Annotated in this window: 26 protein-coding genes and 2 pseudogenes; 10 read left to right on the forward strand and 18 right to left on the reverse strand. The window is 67.5% G+C overall.

Annotated features, from left to right (window positions below):
• Nucleotides 1–3: 3 nt before the first annotated feature.
• Nucleotides 4–891 (reverse strand): hypothetical protein, encoded by an 888-nt coding sequence (locus N802_RS06160; protein WP_035913661.1) that lies wholly within the window; start codon nt 889–891, stop codon nt 4–6.
• A gap of 136 nt (nt 892–1027) precedes the next feature.
• On the opposite strand from N802_RS06160, the gene N802_RS06165 reads away from it, so the two are divergent.
• The 5 genes and pseudogenes from N802_RS06165 to N802_RS19865 form a co-directional block, all read left to right on the forward strand.
• A complete protein-coding gene (locus N802_RS06165) occupies nt 1028–1270 on the forward strand; it encodes a hypothetical protein (protein WP_035913664.1) in 243 nt (80 codons plus the stop codon).
• On the forward strand, nt 1267–1728 hold the full coding sequence (locus N802_RS06170; RefSeq protein WP_052109480.1) for a TA system VapC family ribonuclease toxin: 462 nt from the start codon (nt 1267–1269) through the stop codon (nt 1726–1728). Before N802_RS06165 ends, N802_RS06170 begins: the two co-directional genes overlap by 4 nt.
• Nucleotides 1725–2669, forward strand: a complete 945-nt coding sequence (locus N802_RS06175) for a 1,4-dihydroxy-2-naphthoyl-CoA synthase (protein WP_035913667.1) — start codon at nt 1725–1727, stop codon at nt 2667–2669. The genes N802_RS06170 and N802_RS06175 overlap by 4 nt, the downstream gene beginning before the upstream one ends.
• 13 nt (nt 2670–2682) lie before the next feature.
• Nucleotides 2683–2817: pseudogene (locus tag N802_RS21155) on the forward strand (hypothetical protein); the annotation flags it as partial.
• A 35-nt stretch (nt 2818–2852) separates the two neighbouring features.
• Nucleotides 2853–3026 (forward strand): annotated as a pseudogene (locus N802_RS19865) (DUF3024 domain-containing protein); the annotation flags it as partial.
• 6 nt (nt 3027–3032) lie between these two features.
• Here the strand turns inward: N802_RS19865 and N802_RS06185 are convergent.
• The gene (locus tag N802_RS06185; RefSeq protein WP_035913669.1) at nt 3033–3674 is read right to left on the reverse strand and encodes a hypothetical protein; all 642 of its coding nucleotides are present in this window, start codon (nt 3672–3674) and stop codon (nt 3033–3035) included.
• Nucleotides 3675–3797: 123 nt separating this feature from the next.
• Here N802_RS06185 and radC point away from each other — a divergent pair, with 123 nt between their 5' ends.
• The gene (gene radC, locus N802_RS06190; protein ID WP_035913670.1) at nt 3798–4445 is read left to right on the forward strand and encodes a RadC family protein; all 648 of its coding nucleotides are present in this window, start codon (nt 3798–3800) and stop codon (nt 4443–4445) included.
• Here radC and N802_RS06195 read toward each other — a convergent pair.
• From N802_RS06195 to N802_RS06220, 6 genes are all read right to left on the reverse strand, one after another.
• Nucleotides 4429–5574, reverse strand: coding sequence for a restriction endonuclease subunit S (locus N802_RS06195; RefSeq protein WP_035913671.1), 1146 nt, complete (start codon nt 5572–5574; stop codon nt 4429–4431). The genes radC and N802_RS06195 overlap by 17 nt on opposite strands.
• Nucleotides 5571–7073, reverse strand: coding sequence for a class I SAM-dependent DNA methyltransferase (locus N802_RS06200; protein WP_035913674.1), 1503 nt, complete (start codon nt 7071–7073; stop codon nt 5571–5573). Before N802_RS06200 ends, N802_RS06195 begins: the two co-directional genes overlap by 4 nt.
• On the reverse strand, nt 7070–7933 hold the full coding sequence (locus tag N802_RS06205; RefSeq protein ID WP_052109485.1) for a nucleotidyl transferase AbiEii/AbiGii toxin family protein: 864 nt from the start codon (nt 7931–7933) through the stop codon (nt 7070–7072). The genes N802_RS06200 and N802_RS06205 overlap by 4 nt, the downstream gene beginning before the upstream one ends.
• Nucleotides 7930–8526 (reverse strand): type IV toxin-antitoxin system AbiEi family antitoxin domain-containing protein, encoded by a 597-nt coding sequence (locus N802_RS06210; RefSeq protein ID WP_035913676.1) that lies wholly within the window; start codon nt 8524–8526, stop codon nt 7930–7932. Before N802_RS06210 ends, N802_RS06205 begins: the two co-directional genes overlap by 4 nt.
• 63 nt (nt 8527–8589) lie before the next feature.
• Nucleotides 8590–11016, reverse strand: coding sequence for an EcoAI/FtnUII family type I restriction enzme subunit R (gene hsdR, locus N802_RS06215; protein ID WP_035913680.1), 2427 nt, complete (start codon nt 11014–11016; stop codon nt 8590–8592).
• A 40-nt stretch (nt 11017–11056) separates the two neighbouring features.
• Complete coding sequence (locus N802_RS06220) at nt 11057–11512, reverse strand: hypothetical protein (protein ID WP_035913681.1); 456 nt, start codon at nt 11510–11512, stop codon at nt 11057–11059.
• Nucleotides 11513–11557: 45 nt separating this feature from the next.
• Between N802_RS06220 and menE the strand changes: the two genes are divergently transcribed.
• Genes menE through N802_RS06235 form a run of 3 tightly spaced genes read left to right on the forward strand, consistent with a single transcriptional unit; the run spans nt 11558 to nt 13910 of the window.
• The gene (gene menE / locus N802_RS06225) at nt 11558–12757 is read left to right on the forward strand and encodes an o-succinylbenzoate--CoA ligase (RefSeq protein ID WP_035913685.1); all 1200 of its coding nucleotides are present in this window, start codon (nt 11558–11560) and stop codon (nt 12755–12757) included.
• 4 nt (nt 12758–12761) lie between these two features.
• Nucleotides 12762–13013, forward strand: coding sequence for a PLDc N-terminal domain-containing protein (locus N802_RS06230; protein WP_035913688.1), 252 nt, complete (start codon nt 12762–12764; stop codon nt 13011–13013).
• 12 nt (nt 13014–13025) lie between these two features.
• Entirely contained in the window at nt 13026–13910 is an 885-nt protein-coding gene (locus N802_RS06235) for a 1,4-dihydroxy-2-naphthoate polyprenyltransferase (protein ID WP_035913692.1), read from the forward strand.
• Nucleotides 13911–14011: 101 nt separating this feature from the next.
• On the opposite strand, the gene N802_RS06240 is transcribed toward N802_RS06235, so the two are convergent.
• The 8 genes from N802_RS06240 to N802_RS06275 all read right to left on the reverse strand — a co-directional run bounded on the left by N802_RS06240 (nt 14012) and on the right by N802_RS06275 (nt 20935).
• Complete coding sequence (locus tag N802_RS06240) at nt 14012–14359, reverse strand: DUF4229 domain-containing protein (RefSeq protein WP_052109488.1); 348 nt, start codon at nt 14357–14359, stop codon at nt 14012–14014.
• A 13-nt stretch (nt 14360–14372) separates the two neighbouring features.
• Nucleotides 14373–15368 (reverse strand): c-type cytochrome biogenesis protein CcsB, encoded by a 996-nt coding sequence (gene ccsB / locus N802_RS06245; RefSeq protein WP_035913695.1) that lies wholly within the window; start codon nt 15366–15368, stop codon nt 14373–14375.
• Complete coding sequence (gene resB, locus N802_RS06250) at nt 15365–16957, reverse strand: cytochrome c biogenesis protein ResB (protein ID WP_035913698.1); 1593 nt, start codon at nt 16955–16957, stop codon at nt 15365–15367. Before resB ends, ccsB begins: the two co-directional genes overlap by 4 nt.
• Nucleotides 16957–17694: a cytochrome c biogenesis CcdA family protein gene (locus tag N802_RS06255; RefSeq protein ID WP_035913701.1), complete on the reverse strand. Its 738-nt coding sequence runs from the start codon at nt 17692–17694 to the stop codon at nt 16957–16959. The genes resB and N802_RS06255 overlap by 1 nt, the downstream gene beginning before the upstream one ends.
• 22 nt (nt 17695–17716) lie before the next feature.
• Nucleotides 17717–18337, reverse strand: a complete 621-nt coding sequence (locus N802_RS06260; protein ID WP_084071913.1) for a TlpA family protein disulfide reductase — start codon at nt 18335–18337, stop codon at nt 17717–17719.
• Nucleotides 18334–18993: a histidine phosphatase family protein gene (locus tag N802_RS06265; protein WP_035913703.1), complete on the reverse strand. Its 660-nt coding sequence runs from the start codon at nt 18991–18993 to the stop codon at nt 18334–18336. Before N802_RS06265 ends, N802_RS06260 begins: the two co-directional genes overlap by 4 nt.
• 35 nt (nt 18994–19028) lie before the next feature.
• The gene (gene hemL / locus N802_RS06270; protein WP_035913882.1) at nt 19029–20369 is read right to left on the reverse strand and encodes a glutamate-1-semialdehyde 2,1-aminomutase; all 1341 of its coding nucleotides are present in this window, start codon (nt 20367–20369) and stop codon (nt 19029–19031) included.
• A gap of 71 nt (nt 20370–20440) precedes the next feature.
• Nucleotides 20441–20935, reverse strand: a complete 495-nt coding sequence (locus tag N802_RS06275; protein ID WP_035913705.1) for a MarR family winged helix-turn-helix transcriptional regulator — start codon at nt 20933–20935, stop codon at nt 20441–20443.
• Between the two features lie 165 nt (nt 20936–21100).
• On the opposite strand from N802_RS06275, the gene N802_RS06280 reads away from it, so the two are divergent.
• Nucleotides 21101–21643, forward strand: a complete 543-nt coding sequence (locus tag N802_RS06280; RefSeq protein ID WP_052109490.1) for a YceI family protein — start codon at nt 21101–21103, stop codon at nt 21641–21643.
• Between the two features lie 142 nt (nt 21644–21785).
• On the opposite strand, the gene hemB is transcribed toward N802_RS06280, so the two are convergent.
• Nucleotides 21786–22766: a porphobilinogen synthase gene (hemB, locus tag N802_RS06285; RefSeq protein ID WP_052109515.1), complete on the reverse strand. Its 981-nt coding sequence runs from the start codon at nt 22764–22766 to the stop codon at nt 21786–21788.
• A gap of 14 nt (nt 22767–22780) precedes the next feature.
• Nucleotides 22781–24406, reverse strand: coding sequence for a bifunctional uroporphyrinogen-III C-methyltransferase/uroporphyrinogen-III synthase (locus N802_RS06290; protein WP_035913708.1), 1626 nt, complete (start codon nt 24404–24406; stop codon nt 22781–22783).
• Between the last annotated feature and the right edge of the window lie 2 nt (nt 24407–24408).

Genomic DNA, 24408 nt, shown 5'->3' on the forward strand with positions numbered 1-24408 from the left:
CGGCTACCCATCGGTGGCAACAGGCTGCTCAGGAGTCATCGCGCGAAGGTGAAGTGCTGCGTCACGCGTTGAAACAATCGCCTCTCGGAACGAGCCGACCAGGTAGTTGCCGGATCCCAGCACCAAGACGTCCAGCTGCAGCCGATCCCACCCTCGGAGGAGCGGCGTCTGGGGCGCAACCGCGCGGGCCACGGCTTGAACCTTGTCGTGGGGAGCCGATCGGAGGTTGAAGAGAGTTCGCAGCAGCGTTGTGGGAACGATGCGCCCCTGACCCACGAGGTCGTTGGCCTTCGCCGCAGCGGTCAGCGTCGCGCACGCCATCGCCTCGTCAGGCAGGCTGCCACGCAGGAGCGCGGGTTGTGCTGCCACCGCTGTCGCCAGGAGGCGCCGCGAAGCGGTCAACACCTCCGTGCCGAAGAGGAGCTCCGAGACCCGCGTCAGTTCGTGGTCGATGCGAGCCACACGTTCACGGAGTTCTGGCGGGACTCGGCTGAGGTCGATTTCCTCGTGGGGCAGGGCGTGGGCGTCGAGCGCAGTCAGGCGGTCCTCACCACCGACGAGGAGGGAGAGCCAACTCAGGATCTGCTCGTGCTTGGCCGGCGTGGGAGGAGGCGGCGGCGTGGGCGGCACCACGGGGCGTCCCCGACCGAGCTCCCTCGCGGTGTGCTCGAAGCCGCTCCCCTCGACCGGCCGCTTGCGGACGTTGACGACCTCGTTGTCGATGACAACGAGGTGAAGCAGGTCTCCGAGATTGCTGTTGCCCGGACCGCCGTAGTGGCGGTCATCCGGCTCGCCATAGGGGTAGTCGTCGAAGCCAGGCTCGCCCCTGCCTGCACCCCAATGCGGCTCGGGGTTTGGGTCCCGGTCGAAGCTCAGGATGTTGTCGTTCATGCGTTCCAGCCTCCGGTTCGAGTCGGACGGCCACCATGCCGCCCCGGGTTCGAACGGTGCCAGAAGACCGCGAGACGCCCGGCGAGTTATCCACAGGCCATTGCATCATGATGCGCGACCATGATGCACTGATGCCATGCGCACGACAGTGACCATCGCCGACGACGTCCTCAGGGAAGCTCGCCTCGAGGCGGCGCGCACCAACCAGAGCGTGAGCAGCGTTCTCGAGGCGGCGTTGCGAGAACATCTGGTGCGCACCCAGTCGGCGGCGCGGGTGGACTTTGTCCTCCCCACCTTCGGCGGCGGCGGTCTGCTCATCGACATCCTCGACAAGGAGGCGTTGGCCGAGGCCCTCGGAGACAACGAGCCCATCGCATGATCGTTTTCGACGTCAATGTCTTCGTCTACGCCATCGACAATGTGTCAACGCACCATGCGGAAGCGCGAGACGTCCTCCAGAGCAGCCTCGGTGGCTCGGAGACCGTCGCGATCCTGGAACCGACCCTGGTCAGCATGGCCCGGATCGTCACCCATCACAGGCTCATGGCGACCCCGTTGAGCCCTGAGGACGCGCTGGAGTTCTGCGAGGCCGTCCGCGGTGCACCGGCGGCGCTCCCATCTCCCCCGACTCCGAGGGCATGGGGCTACTTCCACGACCTGGTGACTCGGCTCGGCATGAGGGGTTCCGACCTCAGCGACGTGTGGCTGGCCGCACAGGCTCAAGCTCTGGGCGCGCGCTTCGTGACCTTCGACCGCGGCTTCAGGCGCTTCGCCGAGCTGGACGTCAGGATCCTCGGCACGCGACCGGCAGGCCCGGCGTTAGGCTCCGACGCGTGAGTGCGATCAGTGGCGTGAGTGAGACGTTCGACCCGGCTGCGTGGGACGAGGTGGAGGGCTTCGACTTCACCGACATCACCTACCACCGGGCCAAGGGCCTCGGCGCCGTGCGCATCGCATTCGACCGGCCCGACGTGCTCAATGCCTTCCGGCCGCACACCGTCGACGAGCTCTACCGCGCGCTCGACCACGCGCGGCGCACCCCCGACGTCGGCGTCGTCCTCGTCACCGGCAACGGACCTTCCCCGCGTGAGGGGTCATCCAAGGAGACGCAGGGCTGGGCGTTCTGCACCGGCGGCGACCAGCGCATCCGCGGTCGCTCGGGCTACCAGTACGCCGACGGCCTCACCGCCGACACGGTCGATGAGCGCCGGGTCAAGGCCGAGGGCGGACGCCTCCACATCCTCGAGGTGCAGCGCCTCATCCGCACGATGCCCAAGGTCGTCATCTGCCTCGTCAACGGCTGGGCTGCCGGCGGTGGCCACTCGCTGCACGTCGTCTGCGACATGACGATGGCCTCGCGTGAGCACGCCCGCTTCAAGCAGACCGACGCGGACGTGGGCTCGTTCGACGGCGGCTACGGCAGCGCGTACCTCGCCAAGATGGTCGGCCAGAAGTTCGCCCGCGAGATCTTCTTCCTCGGGCGCACCTACTCCGCTGACGACATGCACCGCATGGGCGCAGTCAACATCGTCAGCGACCACGCCGAGCTCGAGTCCGACGCCCTCCAGGTCGCTCGCGAGATCATGGCGAAGTCGCCACAGGCGCAGCGCATGCTCAAGTTCTCGTTCAACCTGCTCGACGACGGGCTCATGGGCCAGCAGGTCTTCGCTGGTGAGGCGACGCGCCTCGCCTACATGACCGATGAGGCCGTCGAGGGTCGCGACCAGTTCCTCGAGAAGCGCGACCCCGACTGGTCCCCCTTCCCCTGGTACTTCTGACGGAGAATCTCGTATGCCGTCCGCTCACCTTCCCGAGACCGACCTCCGCCGGGTGGAGCAGTTCTGCCGAGCGATGTGGCCCGAGAAGTTCGTCGATCAAGTGCAGGCGGAGTACCACGTCCGCGGTCGCACGGTCACGCTGTGTGAGCGGCGAGCCCGTGAGACGGGACTGGCGACTGGGTCCAGGAGACGTTCGCCCAGTTGCGTTTCCGCCCGGACGCGGGCGACTGGACCCTCCATTGGTCCGACCGCAATTCACGCTGGCACGAGTACCACGAGGGCAACATTTTCATCGGCACCACGGCCCAACTCCTCGCCGAGATCGACGAGGACCCCACCAGCATCTTCATAGGCTGAGAGAACTCAGCCTTCATCGCCCTCGACCACGTCGAGAAGCAACTTGTCCGCGATGTCCACCTGGAACCAGTGGCGCGGGTTACGTACGCACTGGGCGGCAGACTCGCGCTCATCCACGACCCTCCTGCCGTTCTCGCCGGTGTGCCACGCAGTCGCCATATTGAAGAACTTCAAGCGACCTCCGCACCGCACGCAGGTTCCCTTGAGGCGCAGGAGCGCCAACTGCCCGTGACCCCGTCGGTTCGTGACACCGGCAAGCACTGGGAGAAACGGCACCTTCGAAAAGTGCATCAGCCGATGCTTGGCAAGCCGCCTGAGCGACCACAGGACGGTGCTGAGCATGAGAAGAAGGGCGAGCAGGGCCAACGCACCGAACGCTTGGAGGACTACGGTGGCGCTGACCGCATCGCCCAGACCGTCCGGTCTGGCTCGCCAGAGACGGCGGACGCCCTCGGCGCCGACAAGCAGGCTCCCGATGCTCATGAGACTCGCAACCACCGAGAGCAACTGGTCCGTCGCGGGGAGGAGTCGCGCCTTGCGGACGGTGTAGGTCTGCGCCTCCTCGGCCGGTCCCCCGATCGTCGTCGGCCCGTTGAAGATTCCGCCGATGAAGCCGTCGACCTGGATCGTCTGATTGATGTCACGCATTGCCCCTGCTCCCCTGCTCTCGTTCGAGTGATGCCATACAGGTTGCCTGAGGGCACTGACAGTCCGGCGAGTCCCTGTGGACAACGGAACATGCCGAAGCCTCTCAACGCCTAGCGTCGACCCGTGAGCACATCCCAAGATCAACCCCGGGAACGGCTGATGTCTCTGGGTGCGGTGGCGCTCTCGGATGCCGAGCTTGTGGCGATTCACCTCGGGACGGGTAGGCAGGGCGAGAGTGTGTTGGGGCTGGCGCGCACGCTCCTCGTGGAATGGGGCGGCGTGGGAGGTCTCGCGCGCGCGGACGTCGACGAACTCGCCCGAACGCCCGGCGTCGGCCCGGCGAAAGCCTGTCGGCTCGTCGCAGCATTCGCCTTGGCCGGACGGGTCACGCCGCCCGAGGGAGTCGTAGTGCGCACGTCGGCCGACATTGCTGACCTAGCCATCCCGCGGATCGGTCTCGCCCGGACCGAGCAGGTCCTGGCAATTCTGCTCGATGGTTCTCATCGCGTATGCCGCGTGCTCACGGTCGCGGCCGGGGGTGCTACGTCCAGCGTGGTTCCGGTCCGTGAGGTGTTGTCACTGGCACTCCGTCACGATTCGGTGGCGATCGCCCTTGCTCACAACCACCCGAGCGGCTCGGTCAGCCCGAGCCTTGAGGATGTGGCCGTGACCGATCGCCTGAGACGGGCAGCGGGTGAGGTGGGAGTCCGGTTCCTCGACCATGTCGTGGTTGCCGGCGACCAATGGCGCAGCATCACCGCAGCGAGCTGAACACCTCGTTCCGCGCCGCCGGGAGTAATGCAGACCCGAGAACGTCACGTCGGCTTCGAATCGACGTCAAGGAAGAGTGCACGCGGGCGACCCTCGCGACCTGCTCCTGGACTTCGGGGGTGGGCACCGGGATCTGAATCCGCGAGAAGGTTGCCAGGCTCAGTGTTCGATTTCGATCAGCCGACCCTGGGGATGCTTCCTGGAGTTGATGCAGGCCCTCTCCGCTGACCAGGAAGAGCCTCACCCACTCGAGTAGAACGTCCGTCCCCAGCAGGCGGTACTGGAGGAACCGGTTGCTGGCGATTCTCGAACTGTCCTCGGCCTTCGTGGTCGTGACGGCGCCTTCCCATGCCTTGATGTTGCTCACCAGGAGGCGATCCGGAACAAGGTGGAAGTACCGGAGCTTCGAGAGACCCTCTCGGGTCGTCGCTGGGTACCGAATCATGCCGCGCCCGAACCCCCGCACGCCCACGGGCAAGTAACTGGCTCCGTCCTCATGATCAAACCAAGGACGATCGATTTCCAGTAGGTCAGCGGCGGCCCGTCGCGGTGCCTTGGCCGCGCTCGCAACTGCTCCCTCGACGAGGTCTGCGACTCGGCGTGCTGACTTGGCGTCAACCTCACTTCGCGCACGACTCGCCGACTCCACACGTTCGAGGTGGGTGGCGATGCGACACTGCTCCACGATCGGCGGCAGCGGCACCTCGATCGCCTCGAAATTCTTGATGGACAACGTTCGGTTCCGATCGGCCGAGCCTGGGGAAGCGGCGCCCAACCTCGCGATGCCCTCTTCCGACAGGAGCCAAGATGCGACAAAGCGCAGGTCAACATTGTGGTCTCGGGTCGCATAGGTAAGGAAGCGATTGGAGGCGATCCTGCCGGACTCATCGTTGGGCGTGACCGCCACCGCTCCTTCCCATCCCTTGATATTGCTGACCACAAGTCGATCGCGCTCAAGCTCGAAGAAGCGCAGTTTGCCCAGATCTGCACCCAACACAGGGTCGTACTGAAACAGGCCCCGGCCGAAGCCCCTGACGCCGATTGGTGTGTACGTGGCGGCGAGGTCAACCTCAACGGGTTGGCGCTGAAGTTCGAGGATCTCCCCTATACGCGCCTTGCGAACCTTCACGCGGAGAAGTCCTTGATCTCGCGCTGGAGTTCCTCAAGCAGCGCCAGCAGCTCGTGCTCGGTGTCGACGAGCTCTGCAACCAACTCAGCCGGAGGTCGATGCGTCAGGTCGTCGGGCCGGTGCGGGTTGCGCAGATCGAGGTTGTAGCCGCTCTCGACGACGTCAGCGACAGCGACCTTCCACGCCTGATCGGTCTCGACGCGCCCCTCACGCGAACTGCCGCCCCACCAGGCCTCGCATGGCCCGAACTCCTCGTGCGTCATCGGCTTGGTCTTGGTGTAGTTCTTCCGTCCCTCCGGGAGCGGGTGCTCGTAGAACCAGATGTGGTCGGCCTGCTTGCCCTTCTCGAAGAAGAGGACGTTGCTGGGGATCAGCGTGTACGGCGCGAAGACCCCGTTGGGCAGTCGCAGCACCGTGTGCAGGTTGAACTTCGACAGCAGGTCGGCCTTGATCCGACCCCCGATGCCCTGGTCGAAGAGCACCGAGTTGGGGACGACGATCCCGCACCTTCCGTTGCGCTTCTCGAGCCGCGCCATGACCGCTTGGAGGAAGAGCCACACGGTTTCCGCCGTGCGCATCCCGGACGGGAAGTTGTCCTGGACACCCTTCTCCTCTTCACCACCGAAGGGTGGGTTGGTGAGGATCACGTCCACCCCGTCGCGACGCATATCGGCAACGGTGCTCGTCAGCGCATTCGTCTGCACGGCCTTGGCGTCGTCGACCCCATGCAGGAGGAAGTTCATCTCGGCCAGAAGGAACGGCATCGACTTCTTCTCGACGCCGCGGATCGAACCCTTGACCTTCTCCCGCTGCTTGGCTGTGGCCGCCTGAGCCAGCATGTGTTCGAAGGCCTCGACGAGGAACCCACCAGTGCCCATCGCTGGATCCATGACGACCTCGCCGACCTGCGGGTCGACCCGGTCAGTGATGAACCGCACTAACGGACGCGGGGTGTAGAACTCGCCAGAGTCGCCGGCGGCGTCCCGCATCTCCTTGAGCATCGACTCGTAGAGGTGGGCCATCGTGTGCAGGTCGTCCGCGTTCGCGAAGTCGACCCTGCTCAACTGGTCGACGAGGTCCTTGAGGAGGTGGCCGCTCATCATCCGGTTCTCGACGTTCTTGAAGATCGCGGCCAAGGTGTCACGCTGGTCGCCGGCACGGCCCGACCCGCGCAGCTCCTTGAGATGCGGGAGCAACTGGTCGTTGACGAAGTCCCTGAGAGGTTCGCCAGTCAGATGATTCTGGCCTTCGGCCCATTGGGACCAGCGGTAGCGCCCCTCGATCGCGGGACGGTACGCGCCGTCGAGCAGAGCGCGCTCTTGTTCCACTTCATCGAACGCCCTGAGAAAGAGCAGCCATGCGAGCTGGGGCAGCCGGTCGAGCTCACCGTTGAGTCCAGCGTCCTTGCGCATGATGTTGCGCGACTCCTTGATGACGCCCTGGAGGCGCGCGCGTGTCGTCGGGGGCTGAGCTGCCTTCTTCGCGCGAGGTGGGGTCACGAGGTGGTCCGTTCTGTCAGCGCTGCAGCGTGAACCGCCGCGACGAGGTCGTATGCCGCATCGGTCGCGCCGGCGGTGAGGTCAAGATCTGCCGCAAAGGCGGCATACGGCTGTGTCCAGTCACCAGGGGGCAAGGGCAGCGGCGATCCGGGAGGGGAACCGTCGCGTTCCTGTGACACGATCCTGATTCGCTCGCCGAGCCGCGATCCGTCGGTCAGCAGCCCCGCCTCGATGAGCAGGACGAGGTCCACGAGATCCTTGACCCGGGAGGACGGCCGGTCGTGGGCATAGATGCGTGAGTACGCGTGGAACTTCTCGGCCGCATGCTGGTAGACGTCCACCGCCTCGACGGTGACTGGTTCAAGCCCCGGAATCGCCACCGGTGCGGGAATGACCATGCGCTCGGTCGCCCCGCGCACCTCGTCGAGCTGCCCGATGAGGTCAACCTTGACACGCTCGAACTCCGCCCCCTCCAAGAACGCCAGCACGTCGACGCGCCATGCCTGAGCGGGAGCGTCCTCACCGCGCAAGAGCACCGCCTTGCCCACGCGGAACGAGAAGCCGTCCTCGATCTCTCCCTGTTCGAGGAGTTCATCAAAGTCGTCGCGCAGCGTGGCTTGGTCGCGAGTCAACGCGATTCTGCCCACGAGATCGATGTCCTTCGTGGCACGAGCGCTGGTCGCGAGGCGCACCTCGAGGCAATACCCACCCTTGAGCACGAGACCCGCAGGCCCGAGGCGTGCGAGGAGTCGTTGGAACACCAGGGCTCGGCGGAGTCGGTTCGCATCGACGCCGCGATCAGAGGCAGCGAGTCGGATCCGATCGCCGAAGGACCGGTGACGAGCGTTGCCCTGGGTCACTTGGCCTCCACCCTGGCGAGGGCGCGCTCAAGCCTAAGAGCAGCCCGATCCGACGAACTCGTTGCTCGTCGGAGGAGACGACGACGTGTCGTGAGCGCACGCTCGAGCGCATCGGCAACCGCGGCGTCGACGAGCTCCTGCGAGACATCGCCTTGCGACACATCGAGGATCGTGCGCTCGGGCGTGGTGACGCGCCACGCCCCTCGAGATTCGATGTCGGCGCTCGTCAGCTCACCGACATGAGCCACCACGGCGTCGTCCACTGCGCGAAAGCCCGATGGCACCGTCAGGTGGATTCGGGACGGATTCGCGTCCGACAGTTCGTGGACCACCAGCGCCGAGTCATGCGACACCACCCCACGATTCCCGCTCCACAGGGTCCACCGGGCAAACGAGTCGTCCGGACTGCTCGGCCAGCCGGGCAGGCGGAAGAGCCCCCGATCCACGCGAACCCAGTTGCCGTGATCCGCGTGATACTTCTGTGCCTGGTAGCTGTAGCCGAGGTCTAGCGCCTGTGCCGCGGTGAAATAGCCCGCTTGCGTGAAGGCGATCTCGTGGAGCTGGCGACGCAGATCCTGACTCGGCCCGGGCATGATCGAACTTTAGCAGGCTCTCTAACCTCAATGAAACCTTTAGTTTTACGGGATTCAGTTCCGTCAAGATACAGATTTGTCAGAGTAGATCCACTCCTGAACCTCGTTGATGACAGAGCCCAGCGTGACACCTCCACCCAGCGTGCTCACGATGTCACGGGGCGAACCCAGGTCGGAGATCGGTGGCAGGCGCACCACCTCCGGCGAGGTGATCTCGTCAACGCCATGGACGGCATACCGATCAAGAAGTGCGTTCAGCACGGCTCGCGCTGTCTCGGACCGTGCCTCCATGTCGACGTGGTGGGCCTCGCGAGCACGCCGCACTCTCTCGGCACGGGTCCGCGCAGGCACGTTCCAGGCCACCTGCATGAGGACGTCCAGCGGATCGACCCCATCCTCTCCCGTGGGGCTGAGGTCGGAGAGGTCGATGTCGGCCGCCTTGAGCTCAGCGAGCACCTCTTGCCGAGAAGGCTGTCGCGCCCAGCGGTCCGCCAAAGCGTGTGGACCGCTGGCCAGCTGGCGCACCCGCCCGGCCACATACTCGCCGTACTCCGTGAGGACCAGCTTGCCCGTGGACGTGTCGGGGACCTGGACGGCCTCGGCAACCACAAAGAAGTGCCCATCGTCCACCGTGAGCTTCTCGGGCCTCTGGTGTCCTGCCCCATCCGGAGGGGACACCTCGTCCTCGCCTACGGGATCCGTCACCGTGAATGGCGGCGCAGGGTCGGCGACGGTCGACGGCGACGGGTCGGTCGGATCGCCCCCGGTGTCCTCGTCTTCAGCGCCCGGGTCATCGTCCTCGGTGTTGTCAACGACCCACGAAGGGAAGCCGTCGAAGTCCGGATCGGCGAAGTGGCTGGTCGCACCGACAAAGTCGACGATCTCGAAGGACGCCTTGCCCTTGTCCGGGTACAGGCGAGTTCCACGCCCGATGATCTGCTTGAACTCGACCGCCGACCCCACCGGTCGGAACAGCACGACGTACTTGAGGTCCTCGATGTCAACACCGGTCGACAGCAGCCGTGATGTCGTTGCGACGACGGGCGAAGTCCGTTCGGGATCCGAGAAGGCCTCGAGAAGGCGGACCTTCTCACCCTCCGCGCCGACGATGCGCACCACCCACTCCGGATCCGCCGCCACGAGAGTGGGATTCGCGTTGACCATGGCTCGGCGCATGTCGTCGGCGTGCTGCTGATCGACGCAGAAGATGATCATCCTTGCGGTCGGGTCCCGTCTCAGAATCCTCGACAGGAACGACGCGACCAGGTCCGTCCGCATCAGCAGGCGAACGACTCGCTCGAAGTCTCGAGTGGAGTAGCGCCCCTCGGGAATCTCCCGACCGAAGCGGTCGAGCTGTCCCGGATCCGGTTCCCACCCTTCGGTGTCCGGGCTGAGCAAGACTCGCCGCACTCGATAGGGCGCGAGGAAGCCGTCCTCGATCCCCTGGCGCAGGGAATAGGTGAAGACCGGTTCACCGAAATATCTGAAGGTGTCGACGGTGTCGCCCTGCTTTGGCGTTGCGGTCAGCCCGACCTGAACGGCAGAGTCGAAGTGCTCAAGGATCTGACGCCACGACGAGTTCTCGGCTGCGCTACCGCGGTGGCATTCATCAACGATGACAACGTCGAAGAAGTCCGACGGGTAGTCCCGGAAGAGCTTCCCCTCATCGTCACCACCGGCCAGGGCTTGATAGGTCGCGAAGTAGATCTCCCGGGAACGGTTGGCACCACCCGCGACCCGCCACAGCGGATCGGCTCCGAACGCCACCGTGAAGTCCTTGCGCCTCGGCTGTTCAACGAGAGCATCGCGATCGGCGAGGTAGAGCACCCTGTGGTTGCGCCCGGGGTTGACGATCCGCGCGTGGGCGCGCAACTTCTGGACCAACTGCATCGCCGTGAACGTCTTGCCCGTGCCAGTCGCCATGAGCAGCAGAATGCGACGCTCGCCCCGCGCGATCGCGGACAGCACGCGATGAACCGCCACCGTCTGGTACCACCGGGGTTCAATGACGTCGCCAGATGCCGTGCGCTTGATCCGGTTGAACGGCTGCTGCAGCAGTTCCGCTCCATCCTTGTCGAGACCATGGGCACTCGCGTACCGGCTCCAGGCCTCGGCGGGCGTCATGAACGAGTCAACGACGCGCTCCGTGCCTGCCAGAAGATCGCGCTCGATGATCTCCTTCCCGTTGCTCGCGTAGGCAATCGGGACGTCGAGTTGCTCTGCGTAGCGCACCGCCTGCTGCACTCCATCCGCGGCGGATCGGTAGGCCCGCTTGGCTTCCACGACCGCAACTGGGAGGCCAGACACGACCTCGAGGACGTAGTCGACGCGACCTGCTCCGAGCTCCCGCTCAACACCGCTGCCCGACACCACTCGCATAGCCGTCACGGGGTACTCCGGCCGAATGAGTTCGTCCGCCCATCCCACCTTCGCGAGCGCAGGCAGGATCACATCACGGCACGTGTCCCTCTCCGGCGGCCCCTGCAGCATGCCGCAAACCTACTGTCCATGGCAGACGCTCGCTCGGCGATCAGCCGGAGCCGCCGATGTCGACCTCGTAGGCCTCATAGATCAGGTCCGCCCCACGCTGACGGTGTCGAATGATCCGCCCGACCAGGGCCGTCGCTGCTTCCCGGTGTGCCGCAACGGCTTCCGCGCTCTCAAGCCCCGCCTCGCGCTCTCCCAACAACCGCTGCACGACCTCGACGAAATCCAGGTGCTCGTCCATCTGGACCTTTGCGACCGACGCCAGCCGGGGAGCCCGCGCGACCGCGTCGGCATACAACCCACCCGGAGCTTCGGTCAGCGAACGGTGGTCCCGAAGGTCGTGCTCCAACTCGGTCAACGCCGCCCGCACCCGCCGCCGCCACAACGCCCCCAACCCCACGGGTAGCGCGAGGGCCGCGTCGAGTGCCGCCATCGACTCACCCAGCTCGGCACGGTGAGCCCGCAACTTGTCCAGGTATGCCGCGAACTCGGGGTCCATCCGCCCATCATCCTCACGATCGCGCGCGCTGCCTAGAGTTGCCGCATGAGGATCGAACCGCTCGCCGTGCCGACGGGCCCGCGCGTTCTCGAGATCCTCCCGCGTCTCGCGCTCGCCCTCGAGGGTGGTCACCCCATTGCCCCGTATGCCGTGGGCTCCCCTCCCCCGGACCTCATACCTCACGACGTGCTTGAGTCCACCGACGTCCCCGAAGACCTCGCCGTCGTTGTCGGGACATCGGGTTCGACGGGCACGCCGAAGCGGGCGATGCTCACGGCGGGCAACCTCAGGAGCAGCATCGACGCCACCCATTCACGCCTCGGCGGTCCTGGTCAGTGGCTCCTCACGATGCCTGCCCACCACATCGCCGGGCTCCAAGTGCTGCTCCGGTCCCTTGTCGCGGGCACCACGCCGCACGTCATGGACACCAGTGACGGCTTCACACCTGCGGCGTTCACCAGCGCGGTCGACGAGATGTGGACCGCGCCGAGTCGGGCCGGTGGAGCGGGAGGTGAGCGGACGGCATACGTCTCCGTCGTTCCGACCCAACTCGTTCGGCTGCTCGGCGACCCCGACGCGACCGAACGCCTCGGGCGCTTCACCGGCGTCCTCATTGGCGGTGCCGCCACGCACCCCGACCTCCTCAGCCGCGCGGCCGATGCCGGCGTCACGGCCGTCACGACCTACGGGATGAGCGAGACCGCTGGCGGGTGCGTCTACTCCGGCAGCCCCCTCGACGGCACGAGCGTGTCGTTCGACAGCGACGGCCGAATCCACCTGAGCGGTCCGACCATCGCCCACGGCTACCTCGGCGACCCCGACCGCACCCGCGCGGCGTTCCCCGAGCCAGAGGTGTTCCGGACCGACGACATCGGGCACCTTGACGAGGACGGGCTCCTCCACGTCGACGGACGCATTGACGACCTCATCAACACCGGCGGGCTCAAGGTCGCCCCGCGCCTCGTGGAGGAAGCCGTCACGCGTCTCGAGGGCATCGCCGAGGCGGTCGCCGTCGGCATCCCCGACCCGGAGTGGGGCGAGGCCGTCGCAGTCGCCCTCGTCCGGACTGCATCGCGCCCCAACCACCCACTCACGGTGAGCGACCTGCGCCGCCAGTTGGACGGCATACTCGCGAAACACGCCCTTCCCCGAGCGCTCCTGGAGGTCGAGGCGATCCCCAGCCGCGGGCCCGGGAAGCCGGACCGTGTCGCGGTGAAAGCGCTCTTCACGACCGTGGGAGAATAGGCACGTGCTCCGTTTCCTGCCCGTGCTCATCGCTGTTGCGTTGTCGATCTACTGCGTCGTCGACTGCATCCAGAGCGACGAGCACCGCGTCCGGGGCCTGCCCAAGCTCGTGTGGGTCTTCGTCATCCTGCTGTTCCCGTTCGCCGGGTCAGTCGCGTGGCTCTTCGCCGGCCGCCCCAAGGCTAGCCCGCCGCCGCCACGCCGCCCGATGCCGCGCGGCCCCGATGACGACCCCGACTTCCTCAAAGGACTCTAGGCACCAACGCCCATGGCCACGTACCAAGAGTGGGTCGCCGGTGCGCGCCCACGCACCCTCTTCGCTGCCATCGCCCCCGTCGTCATCGGGACCGCCGCAGCCACACAGCACTCCGACCCCGACTACGCGATCGCGGTGTTGGCCGCTGTCGTCGCGCTGGCGCTGCAGGTCGGGGTGAACTACGCCAACGACTACTCCGACGGCATCCGCGGGACTGATGACTCACGCGTCGGGCCCGTCCGTCTCGTGGGGCAGCAACTGGCCGATCCCAAGAACGTCAAGGCCGCTGCGTTCCTGTCCTTCGGCTTCGGCGCCATCGCCGGTCTGGCTCTCGTGGCGCTGGCCGAGGCGTGGATCCTGCTGCCCATCGGCCTCGCGTCGATCTGGGCAGGGTGGAAGTACACCGGGGGCGACAACCCCTACGGCTACCGCGGCCTCGGTGAGGTCTTCGTCTTCGTCTTCTTCGGGCTCGTGGCGACCCTCGGCACGCTCTATGCACAGACCGGCGCCGTGACGTGGTTCGGGCTCGCCGCCGCAGTCGGCGTCGGCGCGATCGCGTCCGCGATTCTCGTCGTCAACAACCTGCGCGACATTCCCACCGACACGACCTCGGGCAAGCAGACGCTGGCCGTGCGCCTCGGCGACCGCGGCACCCGCTACCTGTGGCTCGGCCTCATCGTCGTCAGCGTGCTCGCCGTGGGTGTCATGGCAATCTGGGAGGTCTGGGCGCTCGTGGGCCTGCTCTCCGTGGCCGCCATCTGGCGTGCCATCCAACTCGTCATGAACGGCGGGGAGGGACGTCGGCTCGTCCCGGTGCTGGGTGCGACGGGGAAGTACGAGCTCGTCTATGCCGTGACCGTCCTGGTCGGCGTCCTCATCGCCCGCGCCCTCGCCTGAACCCGATTCGGTCACGTCGGACTGTCGAGGTAGTAGGAAACGCCGTCCCCAGGTCGACGGGTACGGCGTTTCTTACTACCTCGACTGCAGCTCAGACGAGCTCAGCGGAAGTCGGAGTCGCTCTCCGGCGCGTCGCCCGAGGCGTTGCCCGGGCCAGAAGCAGCGCGCCCGCCCGGCCGGTCGATCTCGGCGTCCTCGGCGGCCTCGTCGCTGCGTCCGGCGGCCTCACGCTTGCGCTCGATCCGCTCGTCGACCCGGCCCGCGATCGCAGCTGAGGCCTGCTGGCGGAACGGCTTGAGCACGATGGCCGAGATGATCAGCGACGCGACAGCGGCGATGACCACTGCGAGCAACTGCTCCTCACGGTCACGCAGACCGAGCAGCCACGTCGCGGCCAGGCAGCCGACGAAGATCAGCGTGCGCAGGATGAGATAACGAACCATCGCCATGTCGAAGAGTCCCTCAGAGTCCCGAGTAGGAGTGCTGGCCGACGAAGTACACGTTCACGACGGCGTAGTTGATGATGATGCAGGCGAAGCCGGCCACCGCGATCCAGGTCGCCGACTGCCGCCGCCACCCACGGGTCACCCGCGCGTGAAGATACGCCGCGTAGACGACCCAGATGATGAAGGTCCAGACCTCCTTGGGGTCCCAGTTCCAGTAGGAACCCCAGGCCTGACGGGCCCAGATGGCGCCGGCGATGAGGGTGAACGTCCACAGGGGGAAGGAGATGATGTGCAGCCCGTAGGTCAGCCGCTCGAGAACGCGCCCCTCGGGCAGCGCCCGCAGCACCCGCCACACACCCCGCTCCGACCCGAATCGGTCCTGGGCGAGGTAGAGCAGCGCCACGACGAACCCGACGGCGAAGAGCCCCACGGAGATCGTGGCCACCGTGACGTGGATGACGAGCCAGATGCTCTTCAGTGACGGCATGAGTTCGGCCGCCTCGGTGTACCAGACCGTGTTGGCGAGCCCGAGCAGGATCAGAACCGGCGCGACCACGAAGACGCCGAGCCAGCGCAGGTCACGGCGCAGGCCCCACAGCACGAACACGAGCATCGTGAACAGGGCGGAGGCGACGCCGAACTCGAACATGTTGCCCAGCGGCCACCGCTCCACGGACAACCCGCGCAACGCCGCCGACACCGCGAGCAGCACCGTGCCGAGGATCGCGAAGGTCTGGGCGACGCCGCCGGCCTTGCGGGCACGCAGGGGCACTTCCGGTTCCACCGTCCCGGGCACTTCGGCAGACAGCGAAGAGGCCGCCTCCCCCAGCGACGAGCCACCGCCAGCGGCGACCAGTGCGCGGTCGGCCACGTCTGCGGACTCGGCCACATCGTCACGGGCGGGGAGCCACCCGGCCAAGTAGCCGGCATACCCGAGCATGGACAGCGTGAGGACCGCCATCGCGGAGTAGAGGCTCAGGTTGGCGTAGGTCGCCAGGGTCTCGTGGGTCACGTGCGTCGTTCCTTCAGTCGCGTGAGGACGTCATCGAGCTCATCGCCCATGCCCTCGTCGTCGTCCTTGGCCAGGCCGCCGATGCTCACTACGGTACGGCCCTCCTCCGCCGCGGGCGCAACCCGCACGAAGACCCGGCGCCGGCGGATGGTCAAGGACAGGATCAGCCCGAGCAGCGCCACCAACGACGACACGAGCGTGAGCTCCTTGCCGGGGTCGCTGCGGATCGAGATTCCGGCGAAGCGGTCGACCCCGTCGAAGGTGATCGACCCCTGCCCGCCGGGGAGGGTGTAGGTCTGGCCGGGCGTGAGCCAGATGCGGAGGAGATCGCTCCCCTCCTTGTTCTTGAGCTGGGTCATCTCGGAGGTGTTGAGCGAGTAGACCGACTGCGGACGCCCGCCCGGGAAGAGGTCGCCCTCGAACGCCGACAGTGCGAGCGCAGGCTCAAGCATGTCTGGGAAGACCGAGCGTGGACCCTGGTCGTCGAGCACGGCCGTCGGCAGGAAGAGCCCTGCGAACCCGAGTTGCTTGCCCACCGGACCCGCCCCGGCGACCTTGATGGCACCGACCGACGTATAGAAGTTGTCCTGTGCGAGGAACGGCGTCGACTCGGAATAGGTGACCTTGCCGTTGGCGTCCTTGACGGTGATGTGCGGCGCGTAGCCGTTGCCGAGGAGGAAGGCCGTGCCGCCGCCGGTCTCGAGCGGTCCGTTGACGCGGATGACCTTCTTCTCCGGTTCCGCGCCGGGTTCCTTCGTGAAATCGACGTATGCCGTGAAGTCCCGTGGCGATCCGAACTGGCCTTTGCCCTTGACGTCGGTCTCGAACTGGGCGTCGAAGTCGGTGAGCGTCATCGAGAACGGCTCGAACTCGGAGACATCGACGAGGGGGCCCGGGCTGATCGTGTCGTAGCGCGCCACTGTGTTGGCGAAGGTCTGCCCGACGGGAATGATCACGTCGCCCTTCCAGCCGAGCAGGTGCCCCCACGCCATGCCGACGATGACGCCGATCAGGGCGAGGTGGAAGGCGAGGTTGCCGGTCTCCTTGAGGTAGCCCTTCTCGGCCGACACGGTCGTCGCGTCGTGGGAGTGGGTCCGGAAGCGGCCGCTCTTGAGTGCGCCGCGGACCCGCTCCAGCACCTCGTCAGGGGTGCCGTCGACCTCGACGGAGTCGTGGGCGGCCAGTCGCTCCAACCGTTTCGGCGCACGAGGAGGCTGCGCCCGCATCGCCCTCCAGTGGACCTTGGACCGTGGGAGGACACAACCGACGAGCGAGACGAAGAGCAGGATGTAGATGGCCGCGAACCAGGGCGAGGCATAGACCTCGAAGAAACCGAGACGGTCGAGGATCGGGCCGGCCGTCTCGTGTCGGGCGATCCAATCGGTCGTGCGGACGGCGTCGATGGAACGCTGCGGGAAGATCGATCCGGGCAACGCGGCAATCGCGAGGAGCAGCAACAGGAAGAGCGCCGTCCGCATGGACGTGAGCTGGCGCCACGCGAAGCGCAGCAGGCCCAGCGGCCCCAGCGTCGGCTGGGTGACGTCGTCGCGCTCGTTGCGGGGGTCCTTGGGCTGGGTCGACAGGCTCATCAGATCGGCACCACGAACCCGTTGATGAACTCGACCTGCAGCCAGCGGGTGAGCGACTCCCACACGCCGGTGACAAGGAGCAGACCCACCACGATGAGGAGCCCTCCGCCCAGGAACTGGATCACGCGGTGGTGCCTGCGGACCCAGGCCGAGACGCGACCGAACCGCTCGATCCCGGCGGCGGCGAGGATGAACGGCAGCCCAAGACCGAGGGCATAGGCCGTCGCGAGGGTCACGGCGCGACCGGTGCTGGGGTCGGTCACCGACGCCGAGAGGGTGAGCACGGCCGCGAGCGTCGGTCCCGTGCAGGGCGCCCACCCGAGGCCGAAGACGGCGCCCAGAAGCGGCGCCCCCAGCAAGCCGGCTCGGGGGCGCCAGGACGGCGCCAACTGACGCTGGGACCCGAGTCCGAGGAAGAGCAGCCCCATGAGGATGACGATGACGCCGCCCACGCGCATGAGCGTCTCGCGGTGCACGGCCAGGCTCCGGCCCAGCGTGCCGATGAAGATCGACAGCAGGATGAACACCACGGCGAACCCGAGCACGAACAGCACCGCACCCAGCACCATGCGACCGCGTGAACGCTGCTCCAGCGCCGTGTCGCTCAGGCCGGTGACGTAGCCGAGGAAGCCCGGCACGAGCGGCAGCACGCACGGCGACGCGAAGGACACGAGCCCGGCGAGCGCCGCCACGAGGACGGCAAGCGGCAGGGCTCCGGAAGCGATCTGGTCTGACATGAGTGTGGGTTCGACGCGCCGATCAGGACTTCAGCACGTCGTCGATGAGGCCCTGCAACGTCGCCGCGGTGACGACACCGCTCGCACGGGCCGCGACCCGGCCCTCACGGTCGAGGACGAGGGTGGACGGCGGCGACGTCGGGGCCTGCCGACCGAAGGCGAGGATGAGCACACCCGACTCGTCGGTGAGGCTGGGGTACGTCATCTTCTGGGTCTCGACGAACGCCCGACCCCGCTCGGGCGACTCCCGGAAGTCGATCCCCATGAACTGGACCGGCTTCTTGGCGGCCTGCACATCGGTCCAGACCTTCTCGAGGTCCGGGATCTCCTCGATGCACGGCGGGCACCACGAGCCCCAGAGGTTGACGACGACGACGTCCTTGCCTCGGGCCGACTCGCTCGACCACGTCTCACCGTCGAGGGTCGTGCCCTCCAGGGTGACCGGGTCCAGTCGCTTGTCTGCCGGGATCTGCTCGATCGCCCCGTTGCCGGCGATGTAGCCCTTCTGGTCGCCCTTCTTGGCCTGCTCCGCAATGGAGTTGGGATCCGAGGAACACGCTCCGAGCGCGACGAGAGCAGCGACAGAGGTGAGGGCAAGGGCACTGCGGCGCGACACGGCATACCGAGTGGTTCGACGGGTCATGCACCGGCTCCGGACTGGGCCATCGGCAGCAAGGCAGCCGCCGGCTCGCTGTAGGCGAGCGACTCGAGCTCGTCCCCGCGATAGGTGAGCGAGGTCAGGGAGGCAAGTGAGCACTCGCGCTTGCGCGGGTCGTGCACGAAGCGGCGCCCCTCGATGGCCAGACGCAGCATCCAGATCGGCGCCTGGTGCGACACGATGACGGCCTCGTGACCACGAGCCTTCTCACGGGCGTCGTCGACGGCCGCCTGCATCCGCTCGGCGAGCTGCACGTAGGGCTCACCCCACGACGGGCGCATCGGGTTGATCATGAGCTTCCACATCTTGGGGTCGCGGAAGATGCCCTTGCCGCCGGCGACAGCACGTCCCTCGAAGGCGTTCTCGGCCTCGAGCGCCCGCGGGTCGAGGTCGATCTCGAGGTCGTGCGCCGCCGCGATGGGCGCCGCAGTCTCACGGGCCCGCTCGAGCGGGCTGGAGATGACGTGGGTGATGTCGTGGTCGGCGAGGTGGTTCGCGACAAGATCCGCCATCTCGCGGCCGAGTTCCGAGAGGTGGAACTCGGGCAGGCGCCCATAGAGGATGCGGTCGGGATTGTGGACCTCACCGTGCCGCACGAGGTGCACGACCGTGCGCACGGCGGTCGGGTCGGGCGGCGTCATGGTCCCGATTGTCGCAAACGAACCTGAGCGCCCGCTCAACCGGCTTGCGCTGCGGACCTGGCGGCTGCGGGGAGAGCGTCGACAACCTGACCGATCGCCTCATCGTCGTGGGCGCCACTGACGAACCAGGCCTCGAACGCGCTCGGCGGCAGGTGCACTCCCGACTCGAGCATGGAATGGAAGAAGCGACCGTATGCCGTGGTGTCCTGATCGCGTGCCTCGTCATAGTTCGTGACGGCGGCCTCCCGGAAGAAGATCGAGAACATCGAACCGGCCCACTGGACCGTGTGGGCCACGCCCTCGGCGGTCAGCGCCGAGCTGGCGGCGTCGGCGATGGTGCGCGCGGTCGCCTCGAGTCGCGGGTAGAGGTCGTCGGTGCAGCCCTTGAGCGTGGCCAGCCCCGCGGCGGTGGCGACCGGGTTCCCGCTGAGGGTGCCGGCCTGGTAGACGGGGCCGAGGGGCGCGAGGTGGCCCATGATCTCGGCGCTGGCACCGAAGGCGGCCGCCGGGAAGCCGCCACCCATGACCTTGCCGAAGGTGAAGATGTCAGGTGCCCCGACGGCATACGGGCCCTCGAGACCGAACCACCCCGCCGAGCTGCAGCGGAAGCCGGTCATGACCTCGTCCGAGATGAGCAGCGCGCCGTGCTCGTGGGTGATGCGACGCATGGCCTCGGTGAAGCCGGGCGCCGGCGGGACGACGCCCATGTTGCCGGCGGCGGCCTCGGTGATGACTGCCGCGATTTCGCTGCCGCGAGCCGCGAAGGTGGCCTCGAGGGCCGCGACGTCGTTGTAGGGCAGGACGATCGTGTCGGCCGTCATCTCGGACGGCACGCCGGCGGAGTCGGGCAGGGCCAGGGTCGCGACGCCAGAGCCGGCCGCGGCAAGGAGGGCGTCGACGTGGCCGTGGTAGCACCCGGCGAACTTCACGATCACCGCGCGACCCGTGACACCTCGCGCGAGGCGCACTGCGCTCATGGTGGCCTCGGTGCCGGACGAGACGAGACGGACCTGCTCGACCGGCTCGATCCGCCGGACGATCTCCTCGGCGAGCAGCACCTCGTTCTCGCTCGGCGTGCCGAAGGAGAAGCCCTTGGCTGCCGCAGTCCGAACGGCCTCGAGCACGTCGGGGTGGGCGTGGCCCAGGATCATCGGCCCCCACGAGCAGAGCAGGTCGACGTAGCGACGACCATCAACGTCGGTGAGCCACGGCCCCTCCGCCGACGCGATGAACCGCGGGGTCCCGCCCACCGCACGGAACGCGCGCACCGGCGAGTTCACACCGCCGGGGATGATCCGGGTGGCTCGTTCGAGAAGGGCTGCGGACGCGGGGGCGTCAGAGGCGGCTGGTGCAGCGGGCGAGGGGCTGGACGTCATGCGCCCATTGTCACGCCTGGGCATGACCCGTCAGAGCGGCCCCCTGCTCCTCACCCTGGATGGGGTCGGTCTCAGCGGACCTCGTCGTCCGGCCGGGTGCCGGGGACGAGGTGCTCTCGCACCACGGCGAACATGTCATAGAGCGCCGAGACCTGCTCTGTGCTGAGGAGATCGATGAAGTGGGTGCGCACGGATTCGACGTGGGTCGGAGCCGCGCTCTCGATCGTCCGGCGACCCTCGGCCGTGAGCGACAGGGCCACGCCGCGACCGTCCTCGGGCGTCGGCTCGCGCCGCACCCAGCCACGGTCCTCGAGACGCTTGGCGGTGTGGGTGACCCGGCTACGACTCTGGACGACGAGGTCGGCGAGCACCGACATGCGCGCACGGTCGCCCTCCTGCTCGGAGAGCATCGAGAGCAGTTCGTACTCGGGGAGGCTGAGGCCGGAGCCAGTCAGATCCCGGTCCAGTGCGACCTGGAGCTCGCGATGTGCGCGCAGGTAGGCCCGCCAGGCAAGTTGCTCGTCATGGGACAGCCAGCGCGTCGCTGGGGTGTCTGCGTTGGCCACGGCAGGAACACTAGCGAACGCCGGATGAACACCTGAGGCTGCCCCCAGCCTGTGAGTGTGACGCGGATCACGGCCCACGAGGAAAGAAGTTGAAATATCTACTAATAGTCTGTGGTTGAACGATCTGAAAGGCACGACCCCCACCCTCACAAGGAGTTCGCAGACATGAGCACCACCGCCATCCAGACCCAGCTTCCCGCCGGCACCTGGGCGATCGACTCTTCGCACACCGAGGTCGGCTTCGTGGCCCGCCACCTCATGGTGAGCAAGGTCCGCGGCTACTTCAAGGACGTCACCGGCACCGTCGAGATCGCCGAGGACATCACGAAGTCCGTCGTCGACGTGACGGCCCAGACGGCCTCCGTCGAGACTGGCAGCGCCGACCGTGACGGTCACCTCAAGAGCGCCGACTTCTTCGACGTCGAGCAGTTCCCGACGATGACCTTCAAGTCCACCTCCTTCGACGGCGAGAAGCTCACCGGCGACCTCACCATCAAGGACGTCACCAAGCCCGTCACGTTCGACGTCGACTTCGGCGGCGTCGGCCAGGACCCGTGGGGCAACACCAAGGCCGGCTTCGAGGCCACCGCCACGGTCAACCGCAAGGACTGGGACCTCAACTGGAACGCCGCGCTCGAGGGCGGCGGCGTGCTCGTCTCCGACAAGATCACGCTCAACATCGACGTGCAGCTCGCCAAGCAGGCCTGAGCCAGCACCCCCTGAACGGCGCCCGCGCGCTGACCCTCCCCCTCCGGTCAGTCGCGCGGGCGCTCTTGTTTTGCTCAACTGATTGCCCGTCTGGGACAACGGTGAGGCGCTCTGCGCCGATGACGACGTCCCAGACGGGCAATCAGATGAGGTTCGCGACGTCGAGGGCGCTGTAGGTCAGGATGATCTGCGCACCCGCCCGCTTGATGTGCAGCAGGGACTCGAGCACGGCGCGGTCGCCGTCGATCCAGCCGCGCTCGGCAGCCGCCTTGATCTGGGAGTACTCCCCCGAGATCTGGTAGGCCGCAACCGGCACCGTGGACACCTCGGCGGCCATCGCGATGATGTCGAGGTGGGTCTGGGCCGGCTTGACCATGACGATGTCGGCGCCCTCGGCGAGATCGAGCTCGAGCTCCCGGACCGCTTCGGTCGCGTTCGCAGGATCCTGCTGGTATGCCGCTCGGTCGCCTTCCAGGGACGACTCCACCGCCTCCCGGAACGGGCCGTAGAGCGCTGAGGTGTACTTGACGGCATACGCGAGAAGGATCGTGTCGGTGAAGCCGGCCTCGTCGAGCGCCTGGCGCACATATCCGACCTGACCGTCCATCATCCCGCTCAGCCCGAGGACGTGGGCGCCGGCGCGAGCCTGCGCGAGCCCCATCGAGGCGTAGCGATCGAGGGTGGCGTCGTTGTCCACCCGGCCTGCCGCGTCGAGCACGCCACAGTGACCGTGGTCGGTGAACTCGTCGAGGCACAGGTCGGCCATGACGACGAGGTCGTCACCCACCGCATCGCGCACCGCCCGCAGAGCCACGTTGAGGACGCCGTCCTCGGCATCCGCACCCGAGCCCGTAGCGTCCTTGGCGTCGTCCTCGGGCACCCCGAAGATCATCATTCCGCCAAGGCCTGCCTCGACGCAGCGATGCGCCTCGGCCACGAGGGAGTCCATCGTGTGCTGGACGACGCCGGGCATGGCCTCGATCGGCTGCGGTTCGTCAATGCCCTCCCGCACGAAGACGGGCAGGACGAGATCGGCGGGGTGCAGGCGCGTCTGCGCGACGAGGCGACGAACGGCCGCGGTCTGACGGAGGCGGCGCGGTCGCACCGGAAGGGCGGGGCTCACGCGCTCGCCTCCCGTCACTTGGCGCGACGACGAGCGGCGGGCCGCTTCTGGCTCGGCCGCACAGCGGTCGTGCCGGCCTCCGCCGCAGCGAGCGCCAGTGCGCGACCGTGGTCGGCGAGGGCATCGACGAGGTGGTCCGCCGAGGGCTCCGGCGCCAGGACGTCGACCCGCAGGCCACACTCCTCCGCGGTCTTCGCCGTGGCCGGGCCGATGCAGGCGATGACCGTCGACGGGTGCGGCTTGCCGGCGATGCCGACGAGGTTGCGCACCGTGGAGCTCGACGTGAAGACCACGGCGTCGAAGTTGCCGCTCTTGATCGAGTCGCGAATCTCTGCCGCCGGAGGAGCTGCCCGGACGGTCCGGTAGGCCGTGACGTCGTCGACCTCCCAGCCCATCTCCTGGAGCCCCGCGACGAGCGTCTCGGTCGCGATGTCCGCGCGCGGCAGGAAGACCCGGTTGATCGGGTCGAGCAGGTCGTCGAAGGGCGGCCACTCGTCGAGGAGCCCCTGGGCCGACTGCTCGCCCTCTGGGACGAGGTCGGGGTTGATGCCCCAGGCCCGCAGCGCGTCGGCGGTCACGCCACCGACAGCGGCAATCTTGAGTCCCGCGAACGAGCGGGCGTCGAGACCGAACTCCTCGAACTTCTCGCGGATCGCCTTGACCGCGTTGACCGAGGTGAAGCCGACCCACTCGTAGCGGCCGGTGACCAGGCCCTTGATCGCGCGCTCGATCTGCTGCGGCGTGCGCGGCGGCTCGACCGAGATCGTCGGAACGGTCAGCGCCTCCGCGCCAAAGCGCTCGAGACGCCGGACCATGGAGCCCGACTGGTCCTTGGTCCGCGGGACGAGGACGTTCCAGCCGAAGAGCGGCTTGGTCTCGAACCACGACAGGGTGTCGCGGAGGTTCACGTTGTCGCCCACGACGGCGAGCGCCGGGAACTGCATCGACTTGGCCGCCTTGGCGACCTCGCCGAGGGTCGTGGTGACAGTGACCTGCTGGACCGTGGTGCCGCGCTCGGTGATGGCCACCGGCGTCTCGTCGGGGCGTCCGGCTTCGCGCAGCGCCTCGAGGGTGCCCACCAACGTCTCGGGCTGGCCCAGGACGACGACGGTGACCGACTTGTCCGTGGCCACGGCGAGGTCCTTGAGCTTCTCGCCGGCGGTGATCACGTGGATTCCGCGCGAATGGGTCGTCGTGAGCGGCACACCGGCATAGGTCGGCACGGCACTCACCGAGCTCACGCCCGGGACGACCTCGAACTGGATCCCGGCCTTGACGCAGGCCGCCGCCTCCTCGGCGAGTCCGTTGAAGGTGGCCGGGTCGCCATCCATGAGACGCACGACGAGGCCGCGCGGGTGGGCCTTGGCTGCCTTGACGACGAGCTTGGCGCGCGACGCGTGCGTCAGCGGGGTGCCGTGCTCGCCGTGACCGGCGTCGATGACGTCGACGTCTGCGCGCGCGTGACGCTCGACGACGCCCTCGCGGGCGACCTGGTCGATGACGACGGCGTCGGCCTCTTGGAGGTACTCGAGCGCACGCACAGTCATGAGCCCGGCATCACCGGGTCCGGCGCCGACAAAGGCGACCCGGGCGGGGGTGCGTGCGGTCGTGGTGGGTCGGCTCGAGCGGGTGGTGCTCACTG

It is taken from the genome of Knoellia sinensis KCTC 19936 (assembly GCF_000768705.1).
In the GTDB taxonomy this organism is placed as follows: Bacteria; Actinomycetota; Actinomycetes; order Actinomycetales; family Dermatophilaceae; genus Knoellia; species Knoellia sinensis.

Coding starts and splice junctions, on each gene's coding strand:
- N802_RS06210 (WP_035913676.1), bottom strand. CDS start 8,526: ATGCCCGGGCCGAGTCAGGATCTGCGTCGCCAGCTCCACGAGATCGCC.
- N802_RS06160 (WP_035913661.1), bottom strand. CDS start 891: ATGAACGACAACATCCTGAGCTTCGACCGGGACCCAAACCCCGAGCCG.
- N802_RS06235 (WP_035913692.1), top strand. CDS start 13,026: ATGGCCACGTACCAAGAGTGGGTCGCCGGTGCGCGCCCACGCACCCTC.
- N802_RS06220 (WP_035913681.1), bottom strand. CDS start 11,512: ATGGACCCCGAGTTCGCGGCATACCTGGACAAGTTGCGGGCTCACCGT.
- menE (WP_035913685.1), top strand. CDS start 11,558: ATGAGGATCGAACCGCTCGCCGTGCCGACGGGCCCGCGCGTTCTCGAG.
- N802_RS06280 (WP_052109490.1), top strand. CDS start 21,101: ATGAGCACCACCGCCATCCAGACCCAGCTTCCCGCCGGCACCTGGGCG.
- N802_RS06165 (WP_035913664.1), top strand. CDS start 1,028: ATGCGCACGACAGTGACCATCGCCGACGACGTCCTCAGGGAAGCTCGC.
- hsdR (WP_035913680.1), bottom strand. CDS start 11,016: ATGCTGCAGGGGCCGCCGGAGAGGGACACGTGCCGTGATGTGATCCTG.
- N802_RS06170 (WP_052109480.1), top strand. CDS start 1,267: ATGATCGTTTTCGACGTCAATGTCTTCGTCTACGCCATCGACAATGTG.
- N802_RS06185 (WP_035913669.1), bottom strand. CDS start 3,674: ATGCGTGACATCAATCAGACGATCCAGGTCGACGGCTTCATCGGCGGA.
- N802_RS06265 (WP_035913703.1), bottom strand. CDS start 18,993: ATGACGCCGCCCGACCCGACCGCCGTGCGCACGGTCGTGCACCTCGTG.
- hemL (WP_035913882.1), bottom strand. CDS start 20,369: ATGACGTCCAGCCCCTCGCCCGCTGCACCAGCCGCCTCTGACGCCCCC.
- N802_RS06255 (WP_035913701.1), bottom strand. CDS start 17,694: ATGTCAGACCAGATCGCTTCCGGAGCCCTGCCGCTTGCCGTCCTCGTG.
- N802_RS06240 (WP_052109488.1), bottom strand. CDS start 14,359: ATGGCGATGGTTCGTTATCTCATCCTGCGCACGCTGATCTTCGTCGGC.
- N802_RS06260 (WP_084071913.1), bottom strand. CDS start 18,337: ATGACCCGTCGAACCACTCGGTATGCCGTGTCGCGCCGCAGTGCCCTT.
- resB (WP_035913698.1), bottom strand. CDS start 16,957: ATGAGCCTGTCGACCCAGCCCAAGGACCCCCGCAACGAGCGCGACGAC.